The organism is Snodgrassella sp. M0351 (genome assembly GCF_016100575.1).
GTDB lineage: Bacteria > Pseudomonadota > Gammaproteobacteria > Burkholderiales > Neisseriaceae > Snodgrassella > Snodgrassella alvi.
Map to the genome: position 1 here is coordinate 994,883 of NZ_JACFSG010000001.1, position 15,195 is coordinate 1,010,077.

At 39.9% G+C, this 15,195-nt stretch carries 14 protein-coding genes; 3 read left to right on the forward strand and 11 right to left on the reverse strand.

The genetic code is table 11. From position 1 onward, the window contains the following. Position 1: 1 nt before the first annotated feature. The 10 genes from H3V01_RS04475 to H3V01_RS04520 form a co-directional block, all read right to left on the reverse strand. Positions 2 to 892, reverse strand: coding sequence for a RodZ domain-containing protein (locus tag H3V01_RS04475; RefSeq protein WP_198186099.1), 891 nt, complete (start codon positions 890 to 892; stop codon positions 2 to 4). Continuing rightward, positions 892 to 1,656 carry a type IV pilus biogenesis/stability protein PilW gene (gene pilW / locus H3V01_RS04480; protein WP_041879487.1) on the reverse strand — a complete coding sequence of 255 codons (765 nt, stop codon included), beginning with the start codon at positions 1,654 to 1,656 and terminating at the stop codon, positions 892 to 894. The genes H3V01_RS04475 and pilW overlap by 1 nt, the downstream gene beginning before the upstream one ends. A 4-nt stretch (positions 1,657 to 1,660) precedes the next feature. Next, on the reverse strand, positions 1,661 to 2,743 hold the full coding sequence (gene rlmN / locus H3V01_RS04485) for a 23S rRNA (adenine(2503)-C(2))-methyltransferase RlmN (RefSeq protein ID WP_198186100.1): 1,083 nt from the start codon (positions 2,741 to 2,743) through the stop codon (positions 1,661 to 1,663). 99 nt (positions 2,744 to 2,842) lie between these two features. Then, positions 2,843 to 3,604, reverse strand: a complete 762-nt coding sequence (locus tag H3V01_RS04490) for a hypothetical protein (protein WP_198186101.1) — start codon at positions 3,602 to 3,604, stop codon at positions 2,843 to 2,845. 78 nt (positions 3,605 to 3,682) lie between these two features. Next, a complete protein-coding gene (gene ndk, locus H3V01_RS04495) occupies positions 3,683 to 4,108 on the reverse strand; it encodes a nucleoside-diphosphate kinase (RefSeq protein WP_084585077.1) in 426 nt (141 codons plus the stop codon). Positions 4,109 to 4,196: 88 nt separating this feature from the next. Beyond that, complete coding sequence (zapE, locus tag H3V01_RS04500) at positions 4,197 to 5,357, reverse strand: cell division protein ZapE (RefSeq protein ID WP_041879476.1); 1,161 nt, start codon at positions 5,355 to 5,357, stop codon at positions 4,197 to 4,199. Between the two features lie 147 nt (positions 5,358 to 5,504). Then, positions 5,505 to 5,822 carry an integration host factor subunit beta gene (locus H3V01_RS04505; RefSeq protein ID WP_037395076.1) on the reverse strand — a complete coding sequence of 106 codons (318 nt, stop codon included), beginning with the start codon at positions 5,820 to 5,822 and terminating at the stop codon, positions 5,505 to 5,507. 6 nt (positions 5,823 to 5,828) lie between these two features. After that, positions 5,829 to 7,514, reverse strand: a complete 1,686-nt coding sequence (gene rpsA, locus H3V01_RS04510) for a 30S ribosomal protein S1 (RefSeq protein WP_037395078.1) — start codon at positions 7,512 to 7,514, stop codon at positions 5,829 to 5,831. 223 nt (positions 7,515 to 7,737) lie between these two features. Then, positions 7,738 to 8,412 carry a (d)CMP kinase gene (cmk, locus tag H3V01_RS04515; RefSeq protein WP_198186102.1) on the reverse strand — a complete coding sequence of 225 codons (675 nt, stop codon included), beginning with the start codon at positions 8,410 to 8,412 and terminating at the stop codon, positions 7,738 to 7,740. 173 nt (positions 8,413 to 8,585) lie between these two features. Further along, positions 8,586 to 9,203, reverse strand: coding sequence for a hypothetical protein (locus H3V01_RS04520; protein ID WP_084547712.1), 618 nt, complete (start codon positions 9,201 to 9,203; stop codon positions 8,586 to 8,588). 193 nt (positions 9,204 to 9,396) lie between these two features. Here H3V01_RS04520 and aroA point away from each other — a divergent pair, with 193 nt between their 5' ends. The 3 genes from aroA (at position 9,397) to H3V01_RS04535 (ending at position 13,311) form a co-directional block, all read left to right on the forward strand. Beyond that, the gene (gene aroA / locus H3V01_RS04525) at positions 9,397 to 10,710 is read left to right on the forward strand and encodes a 3-phosphoshikimate 1-carboxyvinyltransferase (RefSeq protein ID WP_198186103.1); all 1,314 of its coding nucleotides are present in this window, start codon (positions 9,397 to 9,399) and stop codon (positions 10,708 to 10,710) included. An 80-nt stretch (positions 10,711 to 10,790) separates the two neighbouring features. Further along, a complete protein-coding gene (gene ruvB / locus H3V01_RS04530) occupies positions 10,791 to 11,831 on the forward strand; it encodes a Holliday junction branch migration DNA helicase RuvB (RefSeq protein ID WP_041879459.1) in 1,041 nt (346 codons plus the stop codon). Positions 11,832 to 11,922: 91 nt separating this feature from the next. Continuing rightward, positions 11,923 to 13,311: a phosphomannomutase/phosphoglucomutase gene (locus H3V01_RS04535; protein WP_198186104.1), complete on the forward strand. Its 1,389-nt coding sequence runs from the start codon at positions 11,923 to 11,925 to the stop codon at positions 13,309 to 13,311. 103 nt (positions 13,312 to 13,414) lie between these two features. Here the strand turns inward: H3V01_RS04535 and H3V01_RS04540 are convergent, their stop codons facing one another. Next, positions 13,415 to 14,677 (reverse strand): MFS transporter, encoded by a 1,263-nt coding sequence (locus H3V01_RS04540; protein ID WP_025330819.1) that lies wholly within the window; start codon positions 14,675 to 14,677, stop codon positions 13,415 to 13,417. Positions 14,678 to 15,195 lie beyond the last annotated feature (518 nt).

The window sequence follows — 15,195 nt, forward strand, 5'->3', positions numbered from 1 at the left end:
TTCAATTTCCACCTACCGTCATTGCTGCGGTTCTTTTCTTGTTTTGTTCAATAGCGATATCTTTGCCGGCAAACCGGATACTGGCACCAGGGGTATAACCAAGTATTACTTTGTACGGAGCAGCCCCGCTAAACTGATGTGTACTACCGGCATCTACAACCTGACTGATGAGCACCTTGCCATTTTTATCACTTACCTGCAACCAGCTTCTGTTTTCAAGTTTTATTACCAGTGTATCTGAAGCTGATACAGCAGGCTGAGAAACCTGTGTATCTGTAGTATTGCTTGTACCAGCAGACTGACTGGCTGCAGTAACTTCGGTAACAGGCTGGGAACCGGTGTGTTCATTGTCCGTCATTGGTATAACACGAATATTGCTGGCAGCGATATCACTAATAGAAGCTGTTTGCACAGATACTTCCTGACCGGCTGTAGCAGTTTGTCTGGCATTTTCAGAAGTAGATTTAGTCTGCCATGCATATACCACTGCACTAATTAAAATTACTACCAATACAACAATCAGCCAGCGTGGAAAATGACGACGCTGCGGCTTACCTTTAAAATCAAGATCCGCAGAAACGACTTTATTACTGTCTGAAGTTGACAAATGACTGGCAGCAGGAAAAATCTGATGAAAATATTGCTTCAGTTCTTTTTCATCTACTTCGAGCAAACGGGCATATGAGCTTAAAAAGCCTTTGATGAATACAGCTTCTGGCAAACCTTTATAGCTACCGCTTTCCATTGCCTCAATTTGCCGTGCCGGCAGTTTTAAACGTTCGGCAACTTCACCTACAGACAGTCCTTTCTGTTTTCGTGCCTGTGAAAGTAATGTTCCCAGAGTAACTGCTGCATTTGGGCCGGACTCGGGATTTTTGGTTTGCTCATTCATCAGAATTTTCCTGTAGAAACCTGCTCTAACTCAGCAGAATAAGGGAAATTATTACGCAGTTGTGCTTCATATTCGTAAGCGGCCTGCATATTACCCAAAGATCTTGCAATTCTCCACCCCAATAATAAATCATCGGCAGATAAGTTATTTATCTGACTCTGATACTGCTTAAACAGATAATTGGCATCCGAAGCATTACCTGCCAACAAATTATTACGAGCCATTTCTTTCTTTGCAGCAATAAAATTTGGATTAGCTGCCAAAGATCGTTCAAAATAGCTGTTAGCCAGCTGATACTGCCCCATTCGGCTACTGCAAATACCTTTATTGAACTGAGCAATTTCCGGTGTAGGATAAGTCGGATCAGCCAAAGCTTTATCAAAATAAGCTAATGATGCATTCGGCTTTTTCAAAACATCACACACAAACCAGCCATAGTTATTATTTACTTCTGCACTATCTGATGCTAATGACAAAGCACGCTGAAAACTCTCTTCTGCTTTTGCCGGTTCTTTTAAATACTGCCATATCTGAGCGCGTATCAACCATGCATCAAGTGAACTACTATTATTTTTTATCGCTTCATCAATTGCTTCAACAGCCTGACGGTAATTTTGATTTTTCAAATACTCTACCGCCAGCTGAGTTTTAATCTGTGCAACCTCTCTGGCTCGCTGTGCCGCTGTCGGTTTTTTGTTCATAGTCTGAGTAGCACAGGCTGATAATACCAGTGCACATAATAGAGTTAACCCCAATTTTTTCATCGAATCATCCCTGTACAAATTGCCACTTTTGTTGTCGCTGCGTTTTATCTTTTACTTTTCCCGCAAGCTGACCACATGCTGCATCAATATCATCACCACGGGTTTTTCTGACTGTTACTACAAAATCTGCTTCCTGCAAAATTTCACGAAATACACGGATACGTTCATTTGTTGAACGTTCAAACCCCGAATTGGTAAACGGATTAAACGGTATCAGATTAAATTTACACGGCACATCTTTAACCAGAGCGATTAATTCACGCGCATGTTCGGGAGCATCATTAATACCTTTCAGCATAATATACTCAAAGGTAATAAAATCACGCGGTGCTTTTACCAGATAGCGCTGACATGCAGCCATTAACTGGTTAAGCGGATATTTCTTATTCAATGGAATGAGTTTATCACGCACCTGATCATTAGAAGCATGCAGTGAAATAGCTAATGCTACGGGCATAACTTCTTTTAGACGATCCATCTGGGGTACCATACCAGAGGTTGATACAGTTACACGACGACGTGATAAACCATAGCCGTGGTCATCCAGCATGATACTTAATGCTGTCACCACATTATCAAAATTGGCTAATGGTTCGCCCATTCCCATCATAACCACATTGGAAATTACTCTTTCATCCTTAGGTGTAACACCAAGGGCTTTGTTAGCCCACCATAACTGCCCGATAATCTCTGCTGTGGTCAGATTGCGGTTAAAACCCTGTCTGCCGGTAGAGCAAAACATGCATTCCAATGCACAGCCTATTTGCGAAGAAATACATAACGTACCCCGGGTATCTTCCGGTATAAAAACCGTTTCCACACCATTACCAGTACCAACATCAAGCAACCATTTGCATGTACCATCAGCTGATTTTTGTTCAATCAGTAAATCCGGTACTTTTACTTCCGCATTATCCAGTAGTTTATGACGCAAAGATTTAGCCAGATCAGTCATGTCTGTAAAATCGGCTATTCCGCCTAAGTGCATCCAGCGCATCACTTGTCTGGCACGAAAAGGTTTCTCTCCCATTTGAGCAAAATGGGCAGTTAAACCGGGTAAGTCAAAATTTAGCAAATTGGTTTTCATCAGGGTAATACATTAAGTAAGCAATAAATAGTAATAACTAGTTTTCAGTCATTCTATTATGCTGATAATACAACTTTATTCAACAATCTATACAATTCTTTAATTTTTACCAGACAGATAATGCCATATTTTTTTCAGTGGTGTTTCCGTTTTCTTTTTCTGAACAATGACATTAAATAAACGACGATAGTGGTTTGGAGGACAAGTCAAAACTTCAGTTGCATGCCATCCGTCGGAAGTATTTTTAAATAAAAAACTGCTGTTATCGCGGATATCAAAACCTTCCACAGTTTCAAAATCACTGATATCAGGATTCGTTTTATCTGTTTTTTTACCGCCAAGAGCTAAAATGGAACCGCCCCATTCAATTTCCCAGTCGGCTGAAGTATTGAAATAAAAAATGTGTGTACCGATTTTATCAAGACTATCACAGTGCGGTGAAACTTCAGAACCAGTTTCACCTACATGCCATGCATAACGAATAGTATACTCATCAAGATTTAAATAACGATTTAAAAACTCCAGATAAGGCTCCGATGTTTGTACCTCACGTACAAATTTCTGCCATACATTCGGCAACTGCTCAATTTTGGTTACGCCAAGTCCGGACTGATCATTTTTATGATAGATAGATTTTTCAAATGCCAGATAGTATCGATTATGAGGCCGCTGCCCGCTTTTTCCGCGCGGTCTGTTCACATGCTTTTCAAATAGATCCAGACTGGGAAAATTGTTATACAATTCATTAAATGCTTCGGGTAGTAATATTTCCTTAAATAAATGATTTGGAAATGGTTTGGTTTCATTAAATTTCTGAACCGGAAGCGATTTCAAAACAGATAAATTAAAAAAATCAGACATTTTATTTCTCCTACTTGTATTTATACAAATTAGTCCACCTGTACAGGTGGACTAAGTTCAGTAAATTTATTTACAGTATTAACGAGCGCATAGCTCATCGGCTGCAAAAAAATATGCAATTTCAATAGCTGCATTTTCAAGGCTATCTGAGCCATGAACAGCATTGGCATCAATTGAATCAGCGAAATCAGCACGAATTGTGCCTGCAGCGGCTTCTTTAGGGTTAGTTGCACCCATTAATTCTCGATTCTTGGCGACTGCATTTTCACCTTCCAGCACCTGAATCATCACTGGTCCGCTAATCATAAAATTTACCAGATCTGCAAAAAACGGACGTTCCTTATGAACAGCATAAAAACCTTCAGCCTCAGCTTGAGACAAATGTTTCATTTTAGCAGCAATAATTTTCAGCCCGTTATTTTCAAAACGGCTGTAAATCTGTCCGATAACGTTTTTAGCAACTGCATCAGGTTTAACAATAGATAATGTGCGCTCGATAGTCATATTTGTTTCCATAAATATTGAATATACTAATTTTTTGCCGCAAAATTGCTTCAAAAAACATATCTTGTCATTTTAACAAAATTCAGTCTTATTTAATATCTTTTCCTATACTTGCATTTTCACTATCAAGTGTTAAATGAGGCAAAGTTAAATATTCTTCTGAACGCATTTCTGTTAGACGGCTGGCTGTACGAGTAAACTCGTTGGCGAAATCGCCGTCTGTATAGATATCGTCTATAGCGACCTCGCAACTGGCACATAGCTTAATACGATAATCATACAAAACATCAATTAACCAGGTAAGCCGCCGTGCTTCAGCCATCTGACCAGATCCCATTTTGGGTATATCTGACAAAATTAATACGCGAAATTTTTTTGCCAGTTCCAGATAATCATTTTGTGAGCGCGGACCACAGCATAATGTATTGAAGTCAAACCAGATTGTTGTATCAGAAATTGCTTTGTATGGTAATTTACGCCCAAGTATTTCAATTTCTCCGCCAGTAATTTCCTGTTCACCATTAATTTTGTGAAATAACTCTGTTAATTTTTGTTCACTACTTGCATCTGCTGGTATATAGAATATATCTGCCGGCTTTAATGTTCGCATTCGATAATCTTCACCGCCATCTACATTTAAAATAGTCAGCTCTTTTTCAATTAGTGCAATAGTAGGCAAAAAACTGGAACGATTCTGACCTTGCGGATAAAGCTCAGACGGAGCGTAATTGGACGTAGCCACCATAACCACACCCTGCTCAAATAAGCCCTCAAGTAATCTTCCCAGGATCATAGCATCAGCGATATCACTGACATGAAATTCATCAAAACACAACACTCTTACTTCACGAGCAATATCCTGTGCGACTGCACTTAATGGATTAGTCTGACTATGATGATCTTTTAATCGTTCCTGTACTTCTGCCATAAAAGCATGGAAATGTACCCTGCGTTTGCGCCGATATGGTAAACATCCAAAAAAAACATCCATTAAAAAACTTTTGCCACGCCCGACTCCGCCATACATATACAAACCTTTCGGTGCACGCGGCGAACGCAGACTGCGCCCGAGAAAGCGGTTTCGTTTACGTTTGAACATCATCAACTCTGTCCAGAGTCTGTCCAGTTGTTTAATTGCACGTAACTGAGCTGCATCATGTATAAATCCGGGTTGCTGTTCTGCAGCCTGATACCAAGTAAGAGGACTTTGATTATTAAATTCGGGAGCAACAAAGACTGATGTGGTCATATAATTGATTTCTTCTAGATGTCAGAATTGTATTTAGCAAAAGTTAAAAGACGTAACCTTAGCACACCTACTTAACATCCGACCACCATAAAATAAAAATACGCCGCAGAAACTGCGGCGTTAACGTCTATCTAAAATAAAACAGAATTATTTATCTTTAGATACGAGAGCTTTGTCAACACGTTCACGTAATTCCTTACCAGGTTTGAAGTGCGGTACATATTTTTCCGGTACTGACACCTTTTCACCTGTTTTAGGATTACGTCCAACACGAGCTGGACGGTGATTTAAATCAAAGCTACCAAATCCACGAATTTCAATTCGCTGACCTTTAGCTAAAGCTCGAGTCATCGTATCAACAAGAATCTTAATACTTTGCTCAACGTCCTTAGCATTTAATACAGTACTATCATTATTAGCAGTATATAATTCCGCCAGGCGAATCATTAATTCCGACTTCGTCATAACCGCTTATTCGCTTTCACCAGATAATTTAGCTTTTAACAAATCACCCAGGCTGGTAGTACCGGCTGAAGCATTGTTGTTAGTAGACAACGAACGCATAGCAGCACTGCTTTCCTGAGCATCCTTAGCTTTAATAGACAGATTGATATTGCGATTTTTACGATCTACCGTAGTAATCACAGCTTCAACATCATCGCCTTCTTTCAGGACGTTGCGAATATCCTCAACACGATCATTTGAAACTTCTGATGCGCGCAGATAGCCTTCAACATCATCAGCCAATGCAATAACAGCACCTTTAGCATCCAGTGATTTCACTTTACCGGTTACGATGCTGCCTTTGTCATTTACGCTGACATAATTACTGAACGGATCGCCAGCCAGCTGTTTTACACCCAGAGAAATACGTTCTTTTTCAACATCAATGGCCAGAACCACAGCTTCAACTTCTTCACCTTTCTTGAACTGACGTACAGCTTCTTCGCCACCGTCTGTCCATGACAGATCAGAAAGATGAACCAGACCATCGATACCGCCAGGCAAGCCGACAAATACACCAAAGTCAGTAATGGATTTCACAACGCCTTTGATTTTATCGCCTTTTTCATGGTTGGATTCGAATTCCTGCCATGGGTTAGCCTGACATTGTTTCATACCCAGAGAGATGCGACGACGATCTTCATCAATTTCAAGAATCATCACTTCTACTTCATCACCCATCTGAACTACTTTGCTTGGATGAACATTCTTATTTGTCCAGTCCATTTCAGAAACGTGTACCAGACCTTCGATACCCTGTTCGATTTCCACAAATGCACCATAATCAGTCAGATTGGTAACTTTACCAAACAGACGGGTACCCTGCGGATAACGACGGGCCAGACCATTCCACGGATCTTCACCCAGCTGTTTCAGGCCCAGAGAAACGCGGCTGCGTTCCTGATCAAATTTCAATACTTTAGCTTCAACTTCCTGACCAACTTCCAGCACTTCGCTTGGATGTTTAACACGGCGCCATGCCAGATCAGTAATATGCAACAGACCGTCGATACCACCCAGATCAACGAAAGCACCGTAATCGGTAATGTTTTTCACAATACCTTTCACTACTGAACCTTCTTTCAGGTTTTCCAGCAAGGCTTTGCGTTCTTCACCAAGAGTTTCTTCCAGAACAGCACGGCGTGAAACCACAACATTGTTACGGCGTTTATCCAGTTTAATAACTTTGAATTCAATTTCCTTGCCTTCAAAGTGAGAGGTATCTTTAACCGGACGTACATCAACCAGTGAACCAGGCAGGAATGCGCGGATGCTGTTAATCATCACAGTCAGACCGCCTTTGACTTTACCATTAATCACACCAGACAGAATTTCACCATTTTCCATGGCTTCTTCCAGCTTGATCCAGTCAGCAGCACGTTTGGCTTTTTCACGTGACAGCTTGGTTTCACCAAAACCGTTTTCCACAGATTCAATAGTTACGGTGACAAAATCGCCAACCTTAACTTCAATCTCGCCCGCTGCATTTTTGAACTCGCTCACATCAATCAGAGATTCTGACTTCAGACCGGCATTCACAGTGACGAAATTATTGTCTATGGCAACAACTTCTGCGGTGATGACTTCGCCGGGATTCATCTCTTGCAAGGTGAAACTTTCTTCCAGCAACTGGGCAAAATTTTCCATAGTCATATATTTATGTTCTCAAACAGGTATCGTCAGGGGATACAAAAGTTAGTTAATCAAAACCGGCACACCCTGACTGTGCCAGTCAAACCATATAATTACTACTGACATCCATTACAAGCCTGTCAGCATAAAATATGTAAAACAATTATTTAGTACAAAATTCAAACATTTTCAAATATTGAAATGCTAAGAATGCTAGTACAAAAAGCTTAATTATAACCTAATTTTAGATTTTTCGATACCAATCAAGTACTTTTTTCACACTTTCTTCAATATTAAGAGAGGAAGTGTCTAAAATTTTTGCATCACTGACTGGCTTAAGCGGTGCCACTGTACGCTGACGATCCGCCTGATCACGTTTTTCAATATCAGTAAGAATTTGCATAAAGTCCGGACCATCAACAGCTAGCCCTAACTGCAAAGCTCGCCGCTGCGCCCGTACTTGTGCACTGGCTGTAAGAAATATCTTGAGTTCGGCTTGCGGAAAAACAACAGAAGCCATATCTCTTCCGTCAGCAACCAGTCCTCTTGGAGTTAAAAAATCTCGCTGACGTTGTAACAATGCAGTCCGTACTTCAGGCAGTGCCGCAATAGCTGATGCACCCATGCCAATACTTTCTGTCCGTATAGCTGATGTTACATCCTCACCATTCAGAATGATCGAATCATTCTTGAAAACTACCGGAAGTTCTTGTGCGAGAGCAGCCACATCATGTTCATTATGCCAGTTTATATTCCGTTGCTGCGCATATAATGCAGTTAACCGATAAAGCGCCCCGGAATCCAGATAATCTCTGGACAAAATAGCCGCCACCCTTGCTGCTACTGTTCCTTTTCCAGATGCACTGGGACCATCAATTGCAATTACCTTTAATCGCGGTTCTGATTGTATTGCAACCATATTAGTACCTTTTAACAAGCTCTTTTCAGCCTTATAGATTGTCCTGAATTATATTTATATATCAGAAAATTCGTTCTAAACACAAACTGATATCATTTATATCAAAAACTAATGAGCCATCAGACTGGTTAGCAAACTCTGATGGCTCAATTTTTATCTGTATCAATGAAATATTACACCTTAACCTGCTTTAAAGATCTTTTCATCTGCATAATTGTTCGCCATTGCAATACTGCAGAGACAGTAAATAATGCAAGCATAAACGGACATTCATACAATTCCTCAAGCATATCATCATAAACTGGATTTAACAAAATAAACTGTGCAATCCAGCGACCACGCTCAATTGCATCAGCCAGCAGAAAGCCGGCTGCAGCCAAAAGGAAATTCCATACAGGAAACGGTTGATGGTAATAATACTGGATTCCTGCACGTAGCCGCGGCCACAGCAACATTAAAATCAGACCTAAAATTAGTACAGCAGCAATTCCATGATACACAGCATGAGAATATCCGGAAAAAGTTTGCCTGCCCCAGTTCTGATCACGACCCAGCAATACCAGCCACCATAATGATGCCCAGAGCCAGAATGCTTTCTCTTTTCCTTTTAAACCACTGCATAAAGTTGAAAGTAAAGTAAATAAAAAACAAAATAGCAGAAAAATGGTTTGTGTATTTTCTACATAGGATACCCAGTCAGGATTGATATGTAATTGCTGAACAAAAGGAACAGCCAGTATCATTAATAACCAAACCGTACTGGATTTAGACCAGCGCCAATCAAAATTCATATTTATACTTACTAAATTAATATATTAATATATTTACTATTATAACCAATATTACTGCTGCTCATCTGAATTATACTCCTTCATGGTTCCCAATTTTATGTATATTTATCCTGTTTGCGATTGATATGCATATCCCACAATACAATTAACTGATAAACTTTCAATCAAATACCTCAAATTTACCAATTTATACATGAAGACCTTGCATTTAAAAGCCTGTACCTGTCATCCTGCCAGTATTAATCTGCCCGGTTCCAAAAGTATCAGCAACCGCACCTTACTCCTTGCTGCATTGGCGGATAATGTCAGTGAAATTTATGATTTACTTGATTCAGATGACACCCGTTATATGCTGGAAGCATTGAAAACACTTGGCGTTAGAATTGAATATCTTCCCATAGAAAGTACCAATTCTGGTTTAAATATCAGAATATATGGTTGTCAGGGTAAATTTCCTAAACAGAAAGCTGATTTGTTTCTTGGTAATGCAGGTACTGCATTCAGACCATTAACAGCAGTACTAGCGATAACAGGCGGTGAATATTATTTACATGGTGTAAATCGTATGCATGAACGTCCTATCGGCGATTTGGTTAATGCATTGCGAATGGCAGGTGCCGAGATTGAGTATAAAGGACAAAACGGTTTTCCGCCATTACAAATTCATGAAATCCGTCAACAGAATACCGATCATATTAGTGTTAAAGGTAATGTTTCCAGCCAGTTTTTAACTGCATTACTCATTGCCCTACCATTGACAGGTAAAAAGTATACTATCGAAGTTACAGGTGAGTTAATTTCTAAACCTTATATCGCAATTACTCTGAATCTGCTCAAACAGTTTGGAGTAGACGTTGAACATGATCATTTTCAGACATTCAGACTGAATGCAGGACAACATTACCATGCTCCGGCTCAAATTTATGTGGAAGGAGATGCATCCAGTGCTTCCTACTTTCTTGCTGCCGGTCTGATTTCAGGAAAACCTATTCGTGTCAATGGCATAGATAATCAAAGTATTCAAGGTGATGTAGCATTTGTGCAAGAGCTTGAAAAAATCGGAGCGACTGTACACTGGGGTAAACAATTTATTGAAATATCCCGTGCGCCACATCAGAACATCCTGCCTTTTGATATTGATGCTAATAATATCCCTGACGCAGCTATGACGCTGGCTATCGTCGCTCTTGCCAGCAAAAGTACCTGCCATATTCGCAATATTGCCAGCTGGCGTGTTAAAGAAACTGATCGAATCAATGCCATGGCTTGCGAATTACGTAAATTAGGTGCCACAGTACTAGAGACTGAAGACAGCATCAGCATTACACCACCGGCAAAATTACATTCAGATATTCATATTAGCACTTATGATGACCACAGAATGGCCATGTGTTTTTCACTTATCAGTTTACTAGGAACACCTGTTTATATTGATGATCCGCAGTGTGTCAATAAAACCTTTCCTGAATATTTTCAGGTTTTTGCCAGCATGTGCACACCTGTTTAAAATCATAACTTTACTTAGTCTGTTTTCCATTTACTCAGGTTTCAGCTCAATATTGATATAATTTATTTTTTTATTTACTCATGTTACAAACAGACCAACTATCAGGCGCACAGCCACAACGCGTCATCAGCCCGCAGACAGCTTCAGCACAGGAAGAGCTACTCGAACGAGCTCTGCGTCCGCGTGCGTTATCAGATTATATAGGTCAGCACAAATCCAAAGAGCAGCTTTCAATATTCATTCAGGCAGCAAAAATACGGCACGAAGCTCTGGATCATACTTTATTGTTTGGTCCTCCGGGACTTGGTAAAACCACTCTGGCACATATTATTGCTCATGAACTTGGCGTCAATTTACGTCAGACATCGGGACCTGTACTCGAACGCGCAGGCGATCTGGCCGCACTGCTTACCAATCTGGAACCGCATGATGTACTTTTCATTGATGAAATTCACCGGCTGAATCCTGTAGTAGAAGAGATATTGTATCCGGCACTTGAAGATTATCAGCTAGATATCATGATTGGTGAAGGACCCGCTGCGCGTTCAGTCAAAATCGATCTCCCGCCATTTACTCTGGTCGGAGCAACTACACGCGCCGGCATGTTAACTAATCCATTGCGAGATCGTTTCGGTATAGTTTCACGTCTGGAATTTTATAATAATGCAGATTTAACTACGATTGTGAGCCGATCGGCTCAGCTGCTGCAACTCAAAATTGATAATACCGGAGCGGCAGAAATAGCCAGACGCAGCCGCGGTACACCGCGTATCGCTAATCGTCTGCTCAGACGTGTACGAGATTATGCAGAAGTAAAACATCAGGGTGAAATAAATGCCGTTACAGCAGATGCAGCCTTAAAAATGCTGGATATTGACCAGTCTGGACTGGATGTTATGGACTGTAAATATCTGGAAGCAATTTTATACAAATTTTCAGGCGGACCTGTCGGATTGGATAATATTGCCGCGGCAATAGGTGAATCAACTGATACCATTGAAGATGTTATCGAACCCTATTTAATTCAGCAAGGATTCTTACAGCGCACGCCGCGGGGACGCATGGCCACTGAACTAAGTTATAGTCATTTTGGCTTACCTACACCGAGCAGTAAAGCTTAATTGTTGCACTAATATTCCGGTCTTATCATCAAATATCAATTAAATATAAACATACCTCGATCCAAATACAGGAACAAACAAGGAAAAACACATGAATACCAAACAGATAGATGCCGGCATATTCAAAGCATATGATATCCGCGGCATCGTAGATGTTTCACTGAATAAAGATACTGCCGAACTGATTGGCCGTGCTATTGCCACAATAGCCCTCAGCAAAGGAGTTGATCAGATTGCAATAGGACGTGACGGCCGTTTGTCCGGTCCGATTCTGGCAACAAGTCTGATTCAGGGCATCACTGCCTGCGGTATCAATGTTATCGATATAGGTATGGTTGCCACACCAATGCTGTATTTTGCAGCTATTGAACATTGCCGGGGCAGCGGTATCATGATTACAGGCAGTCACAATCCGCCCGACTATAATGGTTTTAAAATGATGCTGGCGGGTACTACTCTGGCTGGAGATGATATTCAGGCTTTACGTAAAATTATCGAATCCGACGAGCTTGCCGCTCAATCTGAACATACCGGTAATGTTGTTTCCTTACCTATTGCATCAGAATATATTAATTATATAACTAATCATGTTCAGCTCCAGCGACCAATGAAAATTGTTATTGATGCCGGAAACGGGGTAGCTGGAGCCTATGCCGGCGATTTATATCGCGCTCTGGGCTGTGAAGTACAGGAATTATTTTGCGAAGTAGATGGCAATTTTCCCAATCATCACCCTGATCCGGCTAAACCCGCCAATTTACAGGATTTAATTCAGGTACTGCAAAAAAGCGATGCCGAAATCGGACTAGCTTTTGATGGAGATGGTGACCGTCTTGGTGTTGTAACAAAAGATGGACGGATTATCTATCCTGACCGTCAGCTAATGCTCTTTGCTGCTGATGTTCTCGCACGCAATCCGCAAGCAAAAATTATCTATGATGTAAAATCCACCAGATTATTAAAACCCTGGATTGAACAGCATGGTGGTGAAGCTATCATGAGCAAAACTGGTCACAGTTTTATCAAAGCAGCAATCAAAGAACACAATGCATTATTAGCCGGTGAAATGAGTGGTCACGTATTCTTCAAAGAACGCTGGCTAGGCTTTGACGATGGATTATATGCAGGCGCACGTATGCTGGAAATTTTATCCAGACATGAAAATCCTTCTGCTGTTTTAAATGATTTACCTGAAGGAGTTTCTACACCAGAACTGAATATTGCTGTTCCGGCCGGACAAACCGGACATGAAATTATTTCCAGTCTGGCACAAAATGCACAATTTGAAAATGAGATTGAGCGCATTACTATAGACGGACTGCGTGTGGAATTTAAAGATGGATTCGGCCTGATGAGAGCTTCCAATACCACTCCTGTACTAGTATTACGCTTTGAAGCTGATAATCAGCAAGCTTTAGATAATATTATCGCTCAGTTCAAAGCAGTTATTGCTCAAAATCCAGACTTAAACTGGGACTGAATTTACTTCAACCCAATAATTTTCTGACTTAAAATATAAAAGTAAACGGCTACATAAAGTAGCCGTTTTAATTTTAAAGCCGATTATTATATCCGCTCAAACATTATTTTTTAGCCTGACTGCCGGTTTCACGAACAAACATTGTCATGATAAATGCCAGAATCAAACCACCTACAAAAACATAGTCTGCAGTTTGGAAAACTTTCAAATTCAGCTGACCTTCTGCTTTTGTCAGATGGTCAATCAGAATATTAAACATATTGGTCATAATTGCACTAATCACAAATACGAAAAAGTTAATCACACCAGTAGCTGTACCTTTAACTTCATCAGGATTCACTTCTTTAATCATTGTATAAGGGATCATTGCTGCACCGGAAGCAATACCGAATAATAAACCCATCACAAAAGGCGGCATAACATCAGGCAAGTAAACAATAAAACCACCAGTAATGCCCATAGCAATAAGGCTACCCATCACAACTGGCTTACGGCGACCAATTACATCAGATAAATAACCTAAAATCGGACAACCAATTACCCAGCCTAGCGGAACCATTGCCAAACGTAAGGCTATATCATCTTTAGCAATCAGTCCGTCCTGTAAAAACTGATTTCCCCATGCAATATTACCAACATTGGTAGGCAGGAACATCATGGCACCGATGAAAGCACAAATGTAAGACTGCGGATTTTTCAATACCACAATATAAGGATGGCTTAAACCACTCCAGTCAATTTTACCTTCACGAGTACGTGGTGTAGATAACACTGAACCAAAGAAAACTACAACCAGTATACCAGCAGCTACTATCCAGAACATCTGCCATGTAAGCACCTGATTTTTAATAATCGGCGATACAACAGCTTGTCCCATAAATCCGCCAAGCATACCGAAACACTGAGTCATACCGACAGCAGTTGCCAGCCATTTTTTCGGAAAACCGCGTGTGGCCAAAAATACCGCGCTGGTAAAAGCAAGCCCGGAGCCTGCACCTTGCAGGAATCGACCGAATTGAGCAGTAATAACTGTTCCGGAACAGAACAGTACGCAACCAATAGCAACTAAAATAATACCCAACGAGGCAGTAAAACGCGGCCCGATACGATCCAGCATCACACCTGATACCAGTGCAAAGAAAGCATATGAATAAAAATACAGACCGATAATGCCAGCCATTTCAACTTTAGAAATATGCAAAGTGTCTATAATTTCAGCCTGCATAATACTTGGAGCCGAGCGTAATGCATATTGTACAAAATAGAAAATGGCGCAAATAAACCAGGCAATTATAAACGTTTTATTTAATGCACTGGATTGATCAGCATTTGGTGGAGAAACTGACATATTGGATTTATGATTCATAGCGTACTCGCTTTCGTTTAATTCCGAATGAAATATCACAAAATCATTCTAACAAAACCCGTGTTACGTACACAATAAAGTTCCCAAATACTTAAAATAAGAAACAATATAATTAAATTACATTAATTTAAACAAAAAATAAAACATTAATCAAACTTAAGCATTATTAGAACAATATTATGCTTTCAAAATGTCAAATTAATAAAATATTCTGTTCAATTTTACAAATATAACTATATTTCACTAATTATCGGATTTTTGATTTACACCATATTTACACAGGACACAAAAAACATCATAGCATGAACAAAAGTATTAAATGAAGTTTTATAAACACAATTTTAATTAAGCTCAAGATTAATACATAAACAAATATTTTATGAATTATAAATATTGATAGCAATAGTATTATATGTTTTGGTAATGGATTAATTATTATTTAAATTCAATAAATAATAAAATTATAAGACATTAAATCTATTTGTTATATTAATCCAGTAAAAAACTTTATTATAAGA

Coding starts and splice junctions, on each gene's coding strand:
- H3V01_RS04520 (WP_084547712.1), bottom strand. CDS start 9,203: ATGAATTTTGATTGGCGCTGGTCTAAATCCAGTACGGTTTGGTTATTA.
- H3V01_RS04505 (WP_037395076.1), bottom strand. CDS start 5,822: ATGACGAAGTCGGAATTAATGATTCGCCTGGCGGAATTATATACTGCT.
- H3V01_RS04475 (WP_198186099.1), bottom strand. CDS start 892: ATGAATGAGCAAACCAAAAATCCCGAGTCCGGCCCAAATGCAGCAGTT.
- H3V01_RS04540 (WP_025330819.1), bottom strand. CDS start 14,677: ATGAATCATAAATCCAATATGTCAGTTTCTCCACCAAATGCTGATCAA.
- aroA (WP_198186103.1), top strand. CDS start 9,397: ATGAAGACCTTGCATTTAAAAGCCTGTACCTGTCATCCTGCCAGTATT.
- pilW (WP_041879487.1), bottom strand. CDS start 1,656: ATGAAAAAATTGGGGTTAACTCTATTATGTGCACTGGTATTATCAGCC.
- rlmN (WP_198186100.1), bottom strand. CDS start 2,743: ATGAAAACCAATTTGCTAAATTTTGACTTACCCGGTTTAACTGCCCAT.
- zapE (WP_041879476.1), bottom strand. CDS start 5,357: ATGACCACATCAGTCTTTGTTGCTCCCGAATTTAATAATCAAAGTCCT.
- ruvB (WP_041879459.1), top strand. CDS start 10,791: ATGTTACAAACAGACCAACTATCAGGCGCACAGCCACAACGCGTCATC.
- rpsA (WP_037395078.1), bottom strand. CDS start 7,514: ATGACTATGGAAAATTTTGCCCAGTTGCTGGAAGAAAGTTTCACCTTG.
- H3V01_RS04490 (WP_198186101.1), bottom strand. CDS start 3,604: ATGTCTGATTTTTTTAATTTATCTGTTTTGAAATCGCTTCCGGTTCAG.
- cmk (WP_198186102.1), bottom strand. CDS start 8,412: ATGGTTGCAATACAATCAGAACCGCGATTAAAGGTAATTGCAATTGAT.
- ndk (WP_084585077.1), bottom strand. CDS start 4,108: ATGACTATCGAGCGCACATTATCTATTGTTAAACCTGATGCAGTTGCT.
- H3V01_RS04535 (WP_198186104.1), top strand. CDS start 11,923: ATGAATACCAAACAGATAGATGCCGGCATATTCAAAGCATATGATATC.